Source organism: Agarilytica rhodophyticola (genome assembly GCF_002157225.2).
GTDB lineage: Bacteria > Pseudomonadota > Gammaproteobacteria > Pseudomonadales > Cellvibrionaceae > Agarilytica > Agarilytica rhodophyticola.
In genome coordinates, this window is record NZ_CP020038.1 from 5769128 (window position 1) to 5787701 (window position 18574).

Consider the following 18574-nt stretch of genomic DNA (forward strand, 5'->3'; position numbering starts at 1 on the left):
CTCAAATGAAAATTCAAGAATTATTTGCCAAGATGAATCTCACCACCGATGACATTGCATCCGGTGATTTAAAAGTATCCTCCCCGATCGATGGCGAAATGATAGGTCAAGTAAAGTCTTATAGCAGCGAAGAAGTTGAGACTTGTATTGCGCAATCGGTCACGGCGTTTCATGCATGGCGTCAAGTACCAGCGCCTAAGCGCGGTGAATTAATTCGCGTGTTCGGCAACACCTTACGTGAGCATAAAGAGGCCCTCGGAGCCTTGGTAACACTGGAATGTGGAAAGATTTACCAAGAAGGCTTGGGTGAAGTGCAAGAGATGATCGATATTTGCGATTTTGCTCTGGGCTTATCACGTCAGCTTTACGGTTTAACCATTGTCTCAGAAAGACCCGGCCATAAAATGCAGGAACTTTGGCAACCTATTGGGCCAGTTGGCATTATTTCAGCGTTTAATTTCCCAGTGGCTGTATGGGCATGGAATACGGCCTTAGCTATTGTCTGTGGTGATCCGGTAATTTGGAAACCTTCCGAGAAAACGCCTCTCACAGCCATTGCTTGTCAAAAATTATTCGAGCGTGCATGTGAAGAAGTGGGAGATGTGCCAGCCAATTTATCCCAGTTAATTATTGGTGAACGAAACGTTGGTGAGCAACTAGCTGCCGACAAACGTGTACCCGTTATCAGTGCCACTGGCAGTTGCGCCATGGGTCGTAAAGTGGGACCAGTAGTAGCGCAGCGCTTCGGTCGAAGCATTTTAGAATTAGGCGGTAATAACGCTATTATCGTTGCACCCTCAGCTGATTTAGAAATGGCTGCCAATGCTATTGTCTTTGGTGCGGTGGGTACCGCTGGGCAACGTTGCACCAGCACACGTCGACTCTTTATTCATGAAGATGTTTACGACAAATTAGTGCCAGTACTTAAAAAAGCTTACCAAAGTATTCGCATAGGTGATCCATTAGATGAGGCTAATTTGGTTGGGCCACTGATTGACCAGCAAGCTTTTGATGCAATGCAAAGTGCCCTAGTACTCGCCAAAGAAAATGGTGGCGAGGTACTCGGTGGTGAACGGGTTATGCCAGTAGACAGCAAAGATGCTTTCTATGTACAACCTGCGTTAGTAGAAATGCCAATTAGTGAACAAACGGTGCAGCATGAAACATTTGCACCCATTTTGTACATCTACCAGTACCGAGATTTAGAAAAAGCTATTCACTTGCAAAACAATGTGCCACAAGGTTTGTCATCTGCCATATTCACCACGGATGTGCGCGAAGCTGAGTTGTTCACTTCATCGGTTGGCAGTGATTGCGGTATCGCTAACGTCAATATCGGTACTAGCGGTGCTGAAATTGGCGGCGCTTTTGGCGGAGAAAAAGAAACCGGTGGCGGTCGCGAATCGGGATCTGATGCTTGGAAGGCTTACATGCGTCGTATGACCTCTACCACCAATTATTCGCGCGAGTTGCCTTTAGCGCAGGGAATAAAATTTGATCTTTAAGTTAGGGCCAGTTAATGGCTATTACTATTAAGATGCATGAAAAGAATACTCATCGGTAACAGACACGCTGTGAATACATCCTTGTGCGCTCTGCGTCGGCTTACCGTCAAGCGGCACCGAGGTACTGTCAAGCAGCCTCCGAAGGTCTGATACCTAAGAGTACTCTTTATTTTCGTTACGCTAGTAACAGGCGAAAGCCCTTTTCTTGGCTTTGCGGTAGTGTAAAGCCAAGAAAATTTAAAGAACTTTGTGATATAAAAGTGCTCTATTTACCATCCACTGGGGCCGGTCATCACTAATAGCATTGGTGCTTGTTGGCCCTGGCAAGATATCGAAAAGAATAAAACGTTTTAACTTCCATACATGATGTTTAAATATGAGATGTCTGCATGAACCGCTCTGAAATCATCCACAACAATTTTATTGAACGGGTGAGTAAAGCTGATCTCCCCTCCGCTTCTCATTTGACCGCAACATTAACCAATAGTGAGCTGGTCGATATATTTGAAACTCAGTTAATGAGTCGTTTGCTGGATATTATTTCTCGTCGTATGAGTAGCCGCAAACAGAGTTTTTATACCATTGGTAGTTCTGGCCATGAAGGTAATGCTATTTTTGGTAAGGTATTTAAAAGCAATGATATTGCTTTTTTGCATTACCGAAGTTGTGCACTGGCTTTGCAACGGGCCAAGAAAATTCACGGTAGCACCCCTTTATACGACACCATGTTATCCTTCGTCGCCAGTAGTGATGATCCTATTTCTGGAGGACGGCATAAAGTTATTGGTTCAAAAGATCTATGGATACCACCGCAAACCAGTACTATAGCCTCCCATTTACCTAAGGCAATGGGGGCTGCTCATGCACTAGGTCTTTATGAAAAAGTTCAATATGACAATGTAGGATTGGATAAGGACAGTATCGTCCTGTGTAATTTCGGCGATGCTTCATTAAATCATTCGACAGCGCAAGGTGCACTTAATACAGCGGCCTGGGCATCGTACCAATTATCTCCCATGCCTATTATTTTTATCTGTGAAGATAACGGCATTGGTATTTCCACTCATACACCCAAAGGTTGGGTGGAAGCTAATTTTAGTCACAAACCAGGCCTAAAATATATTAGCTGTAATGGCCTTGATATTCTCGATACTTACCGAGCGGCCAAAGAAGCTGAACGATACACAAGACGCACACGTAAACCTGTATTCTTGCACTTTAAAACAGTGCGCCTGATGGGGCATGCAGGTTCTGATATCGAAGCCAGCTATCATAAAAATGATGAGATCACAGCGACAGAGGCCAATGATCCATTATTGTATTCGGCAAGTTTATTAATTAACCGCAATATTATGAGTGGCGAACAGATTTGTAGATTATATACAGATCTTGAAGCGAGAATTACCCGTATTTCCGAAGCTGCAATTGAGCGCCCCAAATTAACATCGGCAGCGGCTGTCATGGACAGTATTTGGCCCTCTCCACAGCACAAGCTTGAGAATATCCCTGTTAGCAATGACGAACGGGAAAAACTCTTTAAAAAAGATAAACGCCACCTTGATAAACCTGTAAGTTTATCGAAGCATATTAACCTTGCACTAGCAGATATTATGCTACAGCACAAAAACACCGTTGTCTTCGGTGAAGATGTAGCGGTAAAAGGTGGTGTTTACGGTGTAACACAAGGTTTACACGATAAGTTTGGGCCGGCCCGAGTCACCAATACTCTACTTGATGAGCAGAGTATTTTGGGTCTCGCCATTGGGCTTGGGCATTGCGGTTTTTTACCTATACCTGAAATTCAGTACCTGGCATATTTTCATAATGCTGAAGATCAAATTCGCGGCGAGGCGGCAAGCCTATCATTTTTTTCTAGAGGGTTATTTACCAACCCAATGGTCGTTCGAATTGCAGGTTTTGCTTATCAGAAAGGTTTCGGCGGTCATTTTCACAATGATAATTCCTTTACTGTTTTTCGCGATATTCCAGGAATTATTGTCGCCACCCCCAGTAATGGTGAAGATGCCGCACACATTTTACGAATCTGTATTGACTTGGCGAGGCGAGAACAAAAAGTCGTTATTATCATCGAGCCTATTGCACTTTATGGCACCATGGATTTGCACGAGCCTGGAGATAATCTGTGGGCATCACAATACCAACCGCCGGCTATAAATAATGCCTTTAACTACGGTGATGTTAAGGTAGTGGGTGATAGTAAGGATCTGTGTATTCTAAGTTATGCTAATGGTTTTTATTTAAGTAACCAAGCAGCTCTTAAATTAGAAAAAGAGCACGGCATACAAGTGCGCTTGATCGATATAAGATGGTTACATCCATTACCAGAAGAATCAATACTAGAAGCAATCAATGATTGCGAGAATATTTTAATTGTCGATGAATGTCGTCGCTCAGGCTCAGTGAGCGAAGCCATTATAACCATGTTGCAAGAGCAACAGTGCCCACAAAATATTGCTAGAATAAATGCTGAAGACAGCTTTATTCCTCTTGGTAGTGCCGCTTACGAAGTGCTACTAAGTGTCGATGATATCGTCGAGGCTGCCATAAATTTACAGCAACAAAGCTCTGAGAATATAAATCACAGCAGTAACAACAAGAGGGCCGCATCATGAAACGCAGTGCCGTGGTTATCTGCCCAGGTAGAGGCACCTACAATAAAGAGGAATTAGGCTTTCTAAAACAATATCACAGCGATAAAAAATCGTTTATCAGTGGGATGGATGCCTACCGCCGTGATAGTCAGCAGCCACCTGTAAGTGAATTAGACGCTGCTGAAAAATATAAACCGTCTTTACATAACACTGGTGACAATGCTTCAGCAATTATTTACACCTGTGCAATGGCCGACTTTTTAAGTATTGATCAAGAACAGTTCGATATTGTCGCAGTCACAGGTAACTCCATGGGCTGGTATCTAGCACTCGCCGCCGGCGGCGCTGTAGATTTTCATACCGGCATGCACATTGTTAACACGATGGGCACACTGATGCATAAACAAGCCCAAGGAGGGCAAGTCTTATTTCCACTATGTGATGATAACTGGCAACATGATGAAGCTTTAGTCCAACAACTCAGTGATACAATAAAAGCGGTATCACAAGATAACCAAGCGGAAATTTATCAATCCATTGACTTAGGTTCTATGGCAGTAATTGCAGCGAATGATTATGCTGTTAAACAATTACTCAATGCACTACCCAAAGTACAAGGCCGCTATCCATTTGCCTTACCTAATCATGGGGCATTTCACAGTCCATTAATGAAGCCCATATCAGATATTGCCATCAATACTTTCGATAAACAGATACTTGCTTCACCTAAAATTCCCCTTATTGATGGCCGAGGTCATATTTGGCAAGCACACAGTACCGAAGCAGAAGCATTGTTTCAGTACACCTTCGATCATCAGGTGTGCCAGACATATAATTACTCAAAGGCAATAAATGTTGCCTGTAAAGAGTTTGCACCCGACTGCCTGATTATTTTAGGCCCAGGAACAACTCTCGGGCCACCCACAGCTCAGCAGCTGATTAAAATGAATTGGCGCAACATTGATAGCAAGCAAACTTTTAAGCGTATACAACAAGATGATCCTTTTGTGTTGAGCATGGGGTTCGAAGATCAACGTAATTTGCTTATAAACTCATAACGATCAAACAGGTTTTCACTATGACATCTGCAAAATGGCCCAAATTTAACTGGCAAGACCCTTTCAATTTAGAAAGCCAATTAACACAAGAAGAGCGTATGGTGCGCGATACTGCTCGACAGTATGCGCAAGAAAAGCTTCTGCCTCGTATTCAACAGGCTTTTCGTGAAGAAACAACAGATCCAAATATTTTTAGGGAGATGGGCGAGCTAGGTCTGCTTGGCTCAACGATCGAAGGCTATGGTTGCTATGGTGTTGGTTATGTTAGCTATGGTTTAGCAGCAAAAGAAGTGGAAGCTGTAGATTCATCTTATCGCTCAATGATGAGTGTACAATCAAGTTTAGTTATGTATCCGATCTTTGCCTACGGTAATGAGGAGCAGCGTAATACTTATCTACCAAAGCTCGCAACAGGCGAGTGGATTGGCTGTTTTGGCTTAACTGAGCCCGATCATGGCTCAGATCCCGGCGGTATGATTACTCGAGCAAAAAAAGTAGACGATGGTTACTGTCTCAACGGTGCGAAAATGTGGATTACCAATTCCCCTATTGCTGATGTTTTCGTTGTCTGGGCAAAAGTCAGCGATGAGGATGATGCCATTCGTGGTTTCATTTTAGAAAAAGGTATGCCCGGCTTAAGTGCCCCTAAAATTGAAGGCAAGTTGAGCTTACGGGCTTCCGTTACCGGCCAAATCGTTATGCAAGACGTCATTGTGCCAAAAGAAAACATGTTGCCAAATGTAGTGGGATTAAAAGGGCCTATGGGATGTTTGAGCAATGCCCGTTATGGCATATCCTGGGGAGCGTTAGGCGCGGCTGAAACCTGTTGGAGGGCTGCAAGGGATTATACTCTTGAGAGATCGCAATTTAAGCGCCCTCTCGCCGCTAATCAGCTTATCCAAAAGAAGCTTGCAGACATGCAGACAGAAATTTTTATTGCTTTACAAGCCTGTTTGCAAGCCGGAAGATTAAAAGATGAAAACCAGTTATCTCCTGAAACTATATCGATGATTAAACGTAATTCGTGTGGTAAATCTCTCGATATTGCTCGTAATGCTCGCGACATGTTAGGAGGCAATGGCATTTCTGATGAATACCCGGTAATGCGTCACATGGTCAACTTAGAAACAGTTAATACTTATGAAGGCACTCATGACATCCATGCGTTAATATTGGGGCGCGCTATTACGGGTATAGCATCTTTTTAGTGCACTAGATCAGAGCTCGTTAAAATAATTATTTTTTAAAAGATAGGTTATATCATTAAATTTAATGATATAACCGGTAAGGTAAGATAAACTTTTTTTATTAGTACTTGCCTTACTTTTATCTGACCACTTTCTTTCCAAGCGCCTTGCAATTCTCTTTACATACGCCACAAACATTATAAAGCAGTTTTAAATGCCATAAGAGCAGTATTGTTGGCACTTAAAATAAAAACAAAAATAATATTTCTAACTAATTTTTTGAAAAATACCCTTCCACACCAGTACCTGTGTTCAACACATGATTTATTAATTTGAAAAGAAAATATTATTTTCTTAAAAAGATAAGCTCTATATATTTTTGAACATTTTATTCTTTATTCTTAATAGGCGTTCTGTAAGGCACTAATCTCGCTATTATTTTGAAATTCCTAGCATTTAACGCAGGAATTTTATCCATTTCCCTTCTAACACAAGAGTGCACTATGAATACCTTAAAACACTGTTCTTTAGCATTGTTTCTCGCATCTTCAGTGTCTACATTTGCAGATACACCCAAAGCTCATACAGCATCAGAACATGCAGCACATCGAGCCTTGACAACGCAACAAGCTATTTTGGAGGAAAGAAGTAAAAACAACATTTACCGCGCCTATTTTCCAAATGCTGATATAGGCCGCAAGGCAGTTATATCTTTTCATGCACAATTGCATGAAGCTAATTTCGACGACGGCTATCTTATTTTGGAATTAACCCCGGAGGAAATAAAGAGGCTTCAAGATTTTGATTTTACTTTTAAACCCGCAAGTAAATTTATTGAAAAACGAAATATTAAATTACAACAAATACAACAAAGTTTACAATTTCAAAGCGCCAGTCAAGCAGCTGCAATTCCAGGTTATGCCTGCTATGAAACTGTAGAAGAAACATTTGCAGAAGCAGATAGAATTGTTGCGCAACAACCTAATTTAGCTGAGTTTATTGATGTAGGAAATTCTTGGGAAAAGACCCAAGGGCTTGGTGGCTATGACATTAAGGTATTAGTGTTAACCAACAAAACGACTACCGGTGATAAGCCCAAACTATTTATTAATAGTGCAATACATGCGCGTGAATACACTACAGCGCCACTGGTATTAGCTTTTGCAAATTGGTTAGTGGACAACTATCAAAATGATGCAGATGCTCGTTGGCTACTGGATCATCACGAAATTCATCTCATGTTACAGACCAATCCAGATGGTCGAAAACAAGCAGAAACAGGGCTTTCTTGGCGCAAAAATGTTAATCAAAACTATTGTAGTCCAACATCCAATACTCGAGGTGCTGATTTAAATCGTAATTTTAGCGATCGTTGGAATATTACTAATGGCGTAGGTTCAAGCGGTAACCAGTGTAATTTAACCTATCGTGGCCCATTTGCAGGCTCAGAGCCTGAAGTACAAGCCCTTGAAAGCTATGTGCGTAGTATTTTTCCGGATCGTCGTGGGCCGAATGATAACGATGCAGCGCCAGCTGATACCAGTGGCATACACTTAGATATCCATAGCTTCAGTGAGTTAGTATTGTGGCCTTGGGGAGACGTCAACAGTGTCGCACCAAACGGTACCGCATTACAAACATTAGGGCGTAAGTTTGCATTTTTTAATGGCTATACCCCGCAACAATCCGTTGGGCTTTATCCCACCGACGGCACCAGCGATAGTATTAGTTATGCAGAACTTGGGGTCGCTGCATTTACTTTTGAATTGGGGACAAGTTTTTTCCAAAGTTGCTCGGTATTTAATAATTCAATTAAGCCCGACAATATACCCGCATTAATATATGCCGCCAAAGTGGTAAGAACACCTTATATCACACCAGCAGGCCCCGATGTTACAACAATAACACTTAGTGCCAATGCCACCGACTCTGGTGTAGTCGCTGGTACACCAGTAACCCTTAATACCGCGGTAACAGATACACGTTTCAGCTCCCGTAACGGCACCGAGGCCACACAAAATATAGCTGCCGTAGAATATTATATTGATACTCCCCCCTGGCAAAGTGGTGCCAATGCCATAGCCTTATCGGCTTCTGATGGAGCCTTTAATGAAAAAACAGAGGAAGCTACAGCAACTATTGATACCAGCGGGCTAAGTGTAGGACAGCATATAGTTTTTGTACGCTCAAGAGATGCCAGTAATGTTTGGGGGGCTGTTTCTGCTGAGTTCTTGGTTATTCGAGATGGCCAAACACCAACAGAGCCCGAAGCACGCTTTAGCAGCATTTGTAATGATCTAAATTGCACCTTCGATGCTTCTCAAAGCACGGGCAATATCAATAGTTACCAATGGAGCTTCGGAGACGGCAACAATGCGACAGGCAGTAATGTGAATTACACCTTTAGCCAAAGTGGTAGTTATAATGTGAGCCTTACTGTATCTGACGGCTCAGCCAGTGATAGCATCACCGAAACAATTTCTGTAACAGAGCCAACTGCCGGTAATATTACTATCAGCTTATCATCTGGTAGCTTCTTCTTTTACAACTGGGTCGATGTCGCTTGGGGTGATGCACAATCCTCACAGGTCGATATTTATCGCAATGGTTCATTGCTCACGACAACAGCGAATGATGGCCGCTATCGCAACTTTACTTCAAGAGGAACATACACTTTCCAAGTATGTGAAGCTGGTTCAGTAAGCAACTGTTCTACAGAAGAAACTATCAGCTTTTAGTTTTATGTAAATATAAAAAATATAGTAATTTCTAGTCCGGGCTTAGACTCGGGCTAGATAAGCGTACCATTTCATCTCTATTAACATATCAATAACTAATGCAACTTAATGTAGTTGAACTATTCTTGCTAGCCGATCACTTATTAAACGCTAACTAAACTTATATTTTTATCACCGAGGTGCAAAATAATGAAGATTAATACTCAGCCAACATGGCTGTCCAATTCAACTATGAAACGTGATGGTGATAAATCTAAAGAAGTTGCGACTAAAAATCAGGACAGTAAACATTTCAAAATATCAGACAAAAGCCAGAGCGTTAACTATTTCAAGATATTACAGGGAGACGACTCGAAGAGTACTTCAGATAAACAGTCAAAAAAATCAAATAAAGGGCCTATTCAAAAGCTCGCTGACTTTTTTAAAGAGAAGATGAAAGATGCCGAAAAAGAGCATCAAAAGGTTCGCTTACAACTTATCATACGACTTCTTAAGATCGATATATCTCCAGAGAAATTTAACGAATTTTTGGAATCTCCAGCACCTCTTGAGGTTAAAATCAAAAAGCTGTTGAAACTCGCCGGCATGGATGGATCGAAAAAAGTTTCGGCTGCAGTTGCAGAACTTAAGAATGATCCGTTTAAAAAAATGATGCTGGCAATGTCTTTAGGTATTAGTGTTGCAGATGTAGAGAAAGCGATAAGCAGTAATGAAGGAGGTGGCTTAGGTGCAATAATGAAGGCACTAGTACGTTTGTCTCAAGAAAAAAAGGGTGAGTCAACTATGGAACAAAATTTGACTAGTAACCTGGAAGGCTAACTTACGGGCTAGCTATCAGCGCCTTATCCAATATATCGTTATTAAAAGATATTTATAATGATACATAGATGGCAATAAACAATATCGTAATTTGCAATTTTACAGAGATTGCATAGTAAATTATCATTTTGAAACATATCGCTATATTCGCTTAAGGCTTTCGAAAAGATTAAAATGACAAACGCTAAGATAAGGATTTTCTTAGCTATTTAAAACGACCTTTTCTTTGTAAACCTGGCACAAGAAGCAAACATTTCTCTATTTAATGTGAAGATCAAAGCTTTGGAAAGCTTGATTTATATACTGCCGCTCAATGGAAATACATCACAAATTAATACATTAAATTGTTAACATTTAAAAATTAACTTAATAATAAAAATAAAATCCAAAATGAGACATACGACAAAGCATATCATTTATTAACATTTCCTTAACTGTAGAAACACCAAACACAGATGATATTCGATTATATCGTTCACAAGAAAAGGATTATAAGGTTAGGGTATCAAAGCTTTATATGCCACATGCATATACTTGAACTAAATTATGCAGTTAACTAAACGTTCGGCTTTTTTCTCTCTGTTTTATTTTTTACAAAAATCGCAAACAAAACTTTCTGTTTCTTAAATCAGAACGCAGGGCATTCACAATTCTTCTAGTCTTCTTGCTAAGAATCTGATCACACCTATCAAGTAATACTTATATTTTTTATAAGAGCTTACATATGATTAACAGGTTAACTATGTTTCATACTAAGACCTATTGTCATTGTAAATTCCTTAAACATACACTATCCATAGCAGGAAAAATAATGAAACAGTCAAACACAGTCGCACGTAGATGGTTAACACCATTAAGTGCTGCACTCCTCAGTTTGTATGCTGCGTCAGGTTATGCAGCCAATTGTGAATACATCGTCGACAATGAGTGGAATAATGGCTTTGTTGCTAAAATTAAAATCACCAATGACAGTAATAGTGCTATTAATGGCTGGGACATTACTTGGTCTTACTCTGGTGATAATACCGTTAGCAATAGTTGGAATGCGACATTATCAGGTACTAACCCTTACACTGCATCTGCCTTAAGTTGGAACAGTAGCCTTGCTGCTGGCCAATCAGTGGAGTTTGGTATGCAAGGATCTAAAGGTTCTGGTGCAGCCGAAATCCCTACACTAAGTGGTAGCGTATGCTCTTCTAATCCACAACCTACAAGCACCCCTCAACCTACCCCAACGGTAGCGCCTACCCCAACAGCGACACCGACGATAACTCCCACTCCCACTCCAACGGTAACACCGACGCCAATGCCCACACCAACGGCTACGCCAATTCCAGGCAATGCGTTGCATATGGAACCACCTATTGCAATACCTGCTAATCGTAAAATAGAAAAATCTTCTGTGTGGTACACCTATCCTCAAAACAGAGGTCTACCCGGCTATGGTAATTTTGGCGCTACTGGTGCGTTTTGGGGACATCCACCTAACCAAAACTTTTATAACGATACCACTATCAACAATTGGGCAAATCAGGTACAGGGATATAGAAATCAAGGTTTGGAATATACCGCACGCAGTGAATTTGACTGGGCTTGGAAATGGTTTATTGAATTTCAGGATAGGCCCGATGAACACTGGGTTCGCACTTTAGATAACGACGTTGTGTCATGGGATTTCGGCCCAGAAGATCCCACTTATTTAGGTTATGAGTCCGGTTGGGTTAGTAATCACAGCCCAGCGTTTGTAGATTATTTCAAATCTCAAGTGGATCAAATATTTAAAGCTAATATTTCACACTTTATGTTTGATTCACAAACATCCTCAACGCGATCTACCGACTTGAATCAATTTGGTGGCGACTTCTCACGCTGGGCAATGGATGGCTTCAGAGAATATATGGATGATAATTACACTGAAGTAGAATTACGTGCAAAAGGCATTAATGATATTAGTGATTTTAACTATCGTAACTTTCTAATAAGTGCCGGTTACACTCACACCAGCTATATGGCAGGTGCTAATAGAGTCAGTGGTGGCGTGCCGCTGATGGAAGATTTCATATACTTTAACCGCAAAGTATTGAATGAAAAAATGGCCGAGATACTGAGTTATATTCGTTCAATTGATCCCAATATTGAAATTGGTGCAACCACAGCTGTTACGGAAGCTCGGGGTTATATATTTGATAAGAACATCAGCTTCCTTGCCGGCGAACATGCAATGGGTGCAGCTAATTTTAAAAATGAAATGCCAATTAATATCATTGGTCATTTAAAAGCCGCTGAAGCAGTGGATAAAACTTTAATTTACTTCCCCTATCCTTGGGAGTTTGCAAACTTATTCAACCGTAATGCGCCTCAACAAGCCCGTGGCTGGATTGCTCAGTCCTACGCAATGGGAGGTATCTTTTCAGTTCCCGCAGCAGTATGGGTAGGAGGCTCGGGTGTTTGGAATATAAATGCCGACAACTACCGTGATATTTACCAATTTGTCAGTAATAACGCCGATTTATTCGATGATTATGAGGCTTATTCCAAAATTGGTTTAGTGTCATCCATGATGGCCTATCTCGATGCGACATGGATTGATGGCAGCAATACCATGTTAGGAAGTATTCGTCAGTTAATTGAAAGCAACCTAAACTTTGGCTTGCTTATTTTTGGTGACCCTGGAACCCCAGTTGTACCCAGAGTAGAAGATTTTGCTAAATACGACACAATTATTGTGGATAGAGATCGTAATTATCTCACTGCAGAGCAACAGGCATTGTTAAACAGATATAGCAATAAAGTTTTAGACTTGACTAAATCAAGCGATGCGGCAGCTATTGATGCATTAAGAATCAATAACATTTCTGTCAGCATAAGTGGTTCAATTGCCGATGACACAGTGACAGCGCTCTCTCGGGTTCATAAAAGTAATAACGATGCACCTTATATTATTCACTTGTTAAACCGTCCGCTTAACTCTGTCGACGGAACAACACCTGAGCTGGACAATATCAGTATTGCCATTCCTGATGGTTACTTTGATGAAGCCATCACTCAAGCTACCTTGCATTTACCTGGAGGGGGTTCTTCACGCTTATCCTTATCTCAAAATGCTTCAGGCGACACAGTAATGACTGTCAATAATCTTGGGGTTTGGGGAATTATTGAACTTGGGCATTAATACTTCAATTTTGCCGAATTCATAGTAATGGCTAAAAGGCTTCGAACTGAAGCCTTTCCTATTAATATTATAATTTATTTATATTACAAATTATAATTTCTATTATCGTTTTTAAATATATCGCTAGATTCGCCATAAACTATTTTTAACAGTCCTAAAATTTCAAGGCCTTATCTCTCATAATTATTTAAAGCTAATTTTTAGTTAAATATCCTATTTAAAAGAAGAGCTTAAACAATACTTGTTAGCTATCCAATCTATATACAACAAAATAAATATTTTTCACTCGACTTAAATATAGTACCTTTAAATACTTAGATCCTATACAATATTTTTGTAGTGGACACACTTCACATTTTCACATATAAAATAGTTAATATTTAGCACGTAATTAAAAATTATTAGGCATCGATGTAGGGAACTAATAAATGAGACATAGGACAAAGTATTAAGTATTTTTTCCTTCTGTTAATTAGAAAAATACTACGCGCAAATATTATTCGACCTTGTAGTTTATTTTTTAAGTATTATAAATAACCATCTTACAAAGCTTTCCATGCCATATGCGCATACTTGTACCCAACAATACTCTTAGTTAAACGTTTAACTTTCATCTTCGTTTGTTTAACTTTGTAAGTATTGAAGTAGAACCCTGCTTTTCTGAAACTAGAACGAAGAAAGTTCATAATTATCTTAACCTCATCGCCAATCATGTGATCACAGCTATAAAAAGAATATGAGTGTTTTTGTATAAAAGCATAAACATGATTAATACGATCGACGACACCTACTTCCACACCGTTGATCACTATGTATGTTTGTAAACACACACAACCCACTAGAGGAAAAAGCATGAAACAATCAAAGCCTGTGTTGCGCAAATGGCTGAAGCCATTAAGTGCGGCACTTCTAAGCTTGTATGCTGCGTCGGGCCATGCAGCTAATTGCGAATACATTATCGACAACGAATGGAATAGCGGCTTCGTTGCTAAAATTCGCATTACTAATGACAGCAACACTGCAATAGACGGTTGGAATGTTAATTGGTCTTATTCTGGTGACAACTCCGTTTCTAATTCATGGAATGCAACCGTATCTGGAAGTAATCCTTACACAGCTTCAGCCTTAAGCTGGAATAGCACAATCCCTGCTGGCCAATCAGTAGAATTTGGCATGCAGGGTTCTAAAGGTGCTGGTGCCGCGGAGATCCCTACAGTGGGTGGCAATGTGTGTTCATCTAGCCCAACGCCAACGGCGACACCTACTCCAACGGCAACACCAACACCTACTCCAACGGCGACACCGACACCTACTGCAACACCAACACCTACTCCAACGGCGACACCAACACCTACTGCAACACCAACAGCGACGCCGACTCCTACGCCAACCGCAACTCCAGTGCCAACACCTACTCCGGTTCCTGGCGCACGCGTTGATAACCCGTTCCGCGATGCTAAGTTCTACATTGATCCAGGCTGGTCTTCTCGTGCAGCGGCAGAACCAGGCGGAGCGGCAATTGCTGGCTATAACACTGCAGTATGGATGGATCGCATCGGTGCAATAACCGATGGTATCGGTCTGCGCGGCCACCTTGATGAAGCTCTCGCGCAATCAGCTGAAATGTTTATGTTTGTTGTTTACGATCTTCCTAATCGTGACTGTGCTGCACTTGCGTCAAATGGTGAATTACGTATATCTGAAAATGGCTTCCAACGCTATATGGATGAATATATTGCACCCATTAAAGAAATTGTTTCTGATGCTAAATATAGAAATATCCGCATTGTCGCAATTATCGAGGTTGATTCACTTCCAAACCTAGTGACCAACCTAAATGTGCCTGATTGCGCGGAAGCTAATGGCCCTGGCGGCTACCGTGACGGTATAAGACACGCACTTAACGAATTAGCCACAGTACCTAATGTATATTCATACCTTGATGTTGCTAACTCAGGATGGTTGGGATGGTCTAGTAACTTTGGCCCCGCTGTTGAGTTAATCGGCGATGTAGTAACCAGCACCGACGCAGGTTGGGACAGCATTTCTGGCTTTGTTACTAACAGCGCAAACTATGCACCAACAGTAGAACCTTTCTTACAAGACCCCAACTTAAGTATTGGCGGTATGCCAGTTCGTGCTGCAAGCTTCTACGAGTACAACCCCTACTTCGAAGAAAAGTCTTTCGCTCAAGATTGGCGTGCGGCAATGATTGCTCGCGGTGCACCTGAAAGCATTGGTATGTTGATTGACACTGGTCGAAATGGCTGGGGTGGACCTAATCGCCCAACGCAAGCAAGTACATCAACCAATGTGGATACCTATGTAGAAGAATCTCGCATTGACCGTCGTTTGCATCGTGGTAACTGGTGTAACCAACCTGGTGGCGTTGGCTTTAAGCCATGGGCAGATCCTTATGATGGCATCGACGCATTCGTATGGGTGAAACCACAAGGTGAATCTGATGGTATTAGCGATCCTAACTTCGAGCCAGATCCAAACGATCCAGCGAAACAACACGATCCAATGTGTGATCCCACAGCTACTCGTCCAGACGGTAAATCAGGAACAGGCGCACTTGATAATGCTCCCCATGCAGGTCGTTGGTACCCAGAAGCCTTCAAACTACTATTGGATAATGCGTATCCAGCAGCCGATAGTCCAGCTGGCCCACCACCACCACCAGCTCCACCACGTAGCGACTGCCCAGGATTAGATCCTAATAATCCAGTTGTTATTTTAAGCGGATCAAGAGAGCAAATTGATCTAGGATGTGAAGCACCTATCTATGTTCAATTTAGTCCAGCAATTAGTGGCAATCTTTTCGTCGACGCTGTTGGCGGAGCTTTTGATATTCAAATTCAATCATCTGCAGGTACCACTGGCGCTCAAGGTTTCTTCCAGTCTATTTCAATGCCTGGTGTTACCAATGCAACTGTTAGCCGCAATGCCGATGCTACTGCTGTAGAACTGCGCTTTGATTAATCGTAAATAAAATGCAAGCGTAATAAATCGTTTGCATCAAAAACGCAAAAGGGGGAATATTTAATATTCCCCCTTTTTTATTTGTAGGTGTGCCTTTAGAAGCTTTATTTCTTTTGATTTATCTGTCTTTATATAGAAGTTAAAGTTTTTGGAGCTGCGCCTAAGTCCACTTCCACCGCCCAAATTTACTTTCACTTATCGCTCTGGACTAAAGCTAACTATAATATCTCACTTCCCCCAAATACTGGATTACCTGTCACACAAAGGTATCATCTTCCGTAGTTTTCTCAATTTTTTCTTGCTTATCAACGAAATAGATATTTATTGTTGAACCAAAACATTTGGCATTTAAATATAACTACGCATAATGCATCAAGGGCAGAAATGTAAAGAAAAAAGCTACATAAGATTTAAGCTAAGTCCGTGATCTATAATTTTTACGCCAAGCCTACTATCATTTAAGCTCATCAATATTACCTTTAGAACTCTATAAATAAATAGGCTTACGGATTATTAACTGACGTTAATTCCCTTATGGATAATTTTTTGCGTAGGTTCTGTCTATATTAAAGCCAAAATTAATTCTTTGGTTTTAAGAAATATCATGACTGAATTTACACCCTCAAAGTGACACAAAAAATACTTTTTTATTGTTAAGCACTTTCACCTTTTAAATAGTGAAATCAATTCAACAGTAGCATTCAAATCAACTTCTAGATTAACTTAACAAAAGTTTACTATTTTTTTAATCAAAAGAATTGAGGGATTATTGAGATCCTTTCGTTACATAAAAAACAAAAGCATTACACAAATAAAAAAATAATAGTTTTAAAAAAACACTTCTTCCTCTTTATTTTCACCAAATCGGATCTAAAAACAAAAAATAGGATTTTATATATTGTAAAAAATAACACACACTCTAAACCGGAGAATATTCGCAATGAAAAATATAATGCCATCAGGTTATTTAATTAAAAAGCTAGCATTGGCCAGCACCGTTGCACTTGCGGCAGCTGTAAACACTGTAAATGCAGTAGTTATGGACGATACAAGTCAAGCCAGTTTCTCTCCTCAGTTAGTAAATTCTGCAGAAACTGATCGTCTAATTGTTAAATATAAACATAATACACCACAAAATTTAATGTCAGCATTAAGTGATTCTTCCATGCAATCTGTATCTAATGCAGTGTTAGATGTTGTTGGTGGCAAAGTCAATTATATACGTAAGATGAGTACGGGCGCTCACGTAGTTAAATTAGGAAATAAAGTTTCTGATAGCGAATTAAAGGCAATTATGAAAAAAATGATGGCCGACCCGAATATAGAAATGGTGGAGCCAGACATTAGAATGTATCCCATGCTCACCCCCAACGATGCCCGCTACAATGAGCAGTGGCATTACTTTGAAACAACCGGTGGCTTAAACCTTCCAACTGCGTGGGATACCACCACCGGTACTGGCGTTGTGGTAGGTGTTATCGACACAGGCTATCGTCCACATGCCGACTTAGTGGGTAATCTTTTGCCTGGTTACGACTTTATATCTAGCGCACAAACAGCACAAGACGGCAATGGTCGCGACCCAGACGCACGAGATGAAGGTGATTGGACCAATGATAATGAGTGTGTGCCCGGCAGACCAGGCACGAACAGTAGCTGGCATGGCACTCATGTAGCAGGAACCATCGCTGCTGTAGCAAATAACAGAGGCGTTGTCGGTGCTGCATTTGGCTCAAGAGTTGTTCCCATCAGAGCTTTAGGCCGTTGTGGTGGATCACTTTCTGATATCGCAGATGCAATGATTTGGGGTGCCGGTGGAAATGTTCCAGGTGTTCCAGCAAACCCTAATCCAGCGCAGGTTTTAAACCTCAGTCTTGGCGGTGGTGGTGCATGTGGTTCAACAATACAATCTGCGATTAATACGGCTCGCAGTTTAGGCGCCACTGTCGTTGTTGCTGCAGGTAATGAAAGCCAAAATGTATCAAATGCAACTCCGGCAAACTGTAATGGTGTCATTACTGTTGCTGCAACTGACCGCAGCGGTGGTCGAGCGTTTTATTCAAACTTTGGTAATAGAGTGGACGTAGCGGCTCCTGGCGGCGAAACAAATAGTGTTAGAGCCAATGGCGTATTATCAACATTAAATACTGGTCGTCGCAACCCTCGAAATGATTCACTTGCTTTCTACCAAGGAACAAGTATGGCAACGCCTCACGTAGCAGCAGCGGCAGCTTTACTTTACTCGGTTAATCCTTCGATTACACCTAATCAGGTAGAAAATATTCTTGAAAGCACTGCCCGCTCTTTCCCAAGACGTTGCAGAGGATGTGGTGCAGGTATTGTAGATGCAGCAGCGGCAGTTGATGCAGTTAATCGTTAACAGTAGACGGAATATATGCTACAACAACGTCAACAGTTACTTGTAACGCAGGCACTATCATTGTAGAGCTATGCTTTGATTAATTAGCAATAAAATCCAAGTAAAATAAATCGCTTGT

The 18574-nt window shown here is 41.1% G+C and carries 9 protein-coding genes; all 9 read left to right on the top strand.

Annotated features, from left to right (window positions below; all coding sequences use genetic code 11):
* The first annotated feature begins 5 nt into the window (after nt 1-5).
* Nucleotides 6-1505, top strand: coding sequence for an L-piperidine-6-carboxylate dehydrogenase (gene amaB / locus BVC89_RS23940; protein ID WP_086934731.1), 1500 nt, complete (start codon nt 6-8; stop codon nt 1503-1505).
* Nucleotides 1506-1894: 389 nt separating this feature from the next.
* Nucleotides 1895-4138: a thiamine pyrophosphate-dependent enzyme gene (locus tag BVC89_RS23945; RefSeq protein WP_086933630.1), complete on the top strand. Its 2244-nt coding sequence runs from the start codon at nt 1895-1897 to the stop codon at nt 4136-4138.
* Nucleotides 4135-5175: an ACP S-malonyltransferase gene (locus BVC89_RS23950; protein WP_216825037.1), complete on the top strand. Its 1041-nt coding sequence runs from the start codon at nt 4135-4137 to the stop codon at nt 5173-5175. Before BVC89_RS23945 ends, BVC89_RS23950 begins: the two co-directional genes overlap by 4 nt.
* Nucleotides 5176-5195: 20 nt before the next feature.
* Nucleotides 5196-6383 (top strand): acyl-CoA dehydrogenase, encoded by a 1188-nt coding sequence (locus tag BVC89_RS23955; protein WP_086933632.1) that lies wholly within the window; start codon nt 5196-5198, stop codon nt 6381-6383.
* A 482-nt stretch (nt 6384-6865) separates the two neighbouring features.
* On the top strand, nt 6866-9100 hold the full coding sequence (locus tag BVC89_RS23960) for a M14 family zinc carboxypeptidase (protein ID WP_158658098.1): 2235 nt from the start codon (nt 6866-6868) through the stop codon (nt 9098-9100).
* 189 nt (nt 9101-9289) lie between these two features.
* A complete protein-coding gene (locus BVC89_RS23965) occupies nt 9290-9919 on the top strand; it encodes a hypothetical protein (RefSeq protein ID WP_086933633.1) in 630 nt (209 codons plus the stop codon).
* Between the two features lie 811 nt (nt 9920-10730).
* Entirely contained in the window at nt 10731-13091 is a 2361-nt protein-coding gene (locus BVC89_RS30220; RefSeq protein WP_086933634.1) for a cellulose-binding domain-containing protein, read from the top strand.
* A gap of 852 nt (nt 13092-13943) precedes the next feature.
* A complete protein-coding gene (locus BVC89_RS23980) occupies nt 13944-16076 on the top strand; it encodes a glycoside hydrolase family 6 protein (RefSeq protein ID WP_086933636.1) in 2133 nt (710 codons plus the stop codon).
* Between the two features lie 940 nt (nt 16077-17016).
* On the top strand, nt 17017-18456 hold the full coding sequence (locus BVC89_RS23985; RefSeq protein ID WP_245929206.1) for a S8 family peptidase: 1440 nt from the start codon (nt 17017-17019) through the stop codon (nt 18454-18456).
* Nucleotides 18457-18574: the final 118 nt, after the last annotated feature.

Excerpts from the sequence above, each read along its gene's own strand:
- BVC89_RS23985 (WP_245929206.1), top strand. The coding sequence starts at position 17,017 with ATGAAAAATATAATGCCATCAGGTTATTTAATTAAAAAGCTAGCATTG.
- BVC89_RS23955 (WP_086933632.1), top strand. The coding sequence starts at position 5,196 with ATGACATCTGCAAAATGGCCCAAATTTAACTGGCAAGACCCTTTCAAT.
- BVC89_RS23945 (WP_086933630.1), top strand. The coding sequence starts at position 1,895 with ATGAACCGCTCTGAAATCATCCACAACAATTTTATTGAACGGGTGAGT.
- BVC89_RS23980 (WP_086933636.1), top strand. The coding sequence starts at position 13,944 with ATGAAACAATCAAAGCCTGTGTTGCGCAAATGGCTGAAGCCATTAAGT.
- BVC89_RS23965 (WP_086933633.1), top strand. The coding sequence starts at position 9,290 with ATGAAGATTAATACTCAGCCAACATGGCTGTCCAATTCAACTATGAAA.
- BVC89_RS23960 (WP_158658098.1), top strand. The coding sequence starts at position 6,866 with ATGAATACCTTAAAACACTGTTCTTTAGCATTGTTTCTCGCATCTTCA.
- BVC89_RS30220 (WP_086933634.1), top strand. The coding sequence starts at position 10,731 with ATGAAACAGTCAAACACAGTCGCACGTAGATGGTTAACACCATTAAGT.
- BVC89_RS23950 (WP_216825037.1), top strand. The coding sequence starts at position 4,135 with ATGAAACGCAGTGCCGTGGTTATCTGCCCAGGTAGAGGCACCTACAAT.
- amaB (WP_086934731.1), top strand. The coding sequence starts at position 6 with ATGAAAATTCAAGAATTATTTGCCAAGATGAATCTCACCACCGATGAC.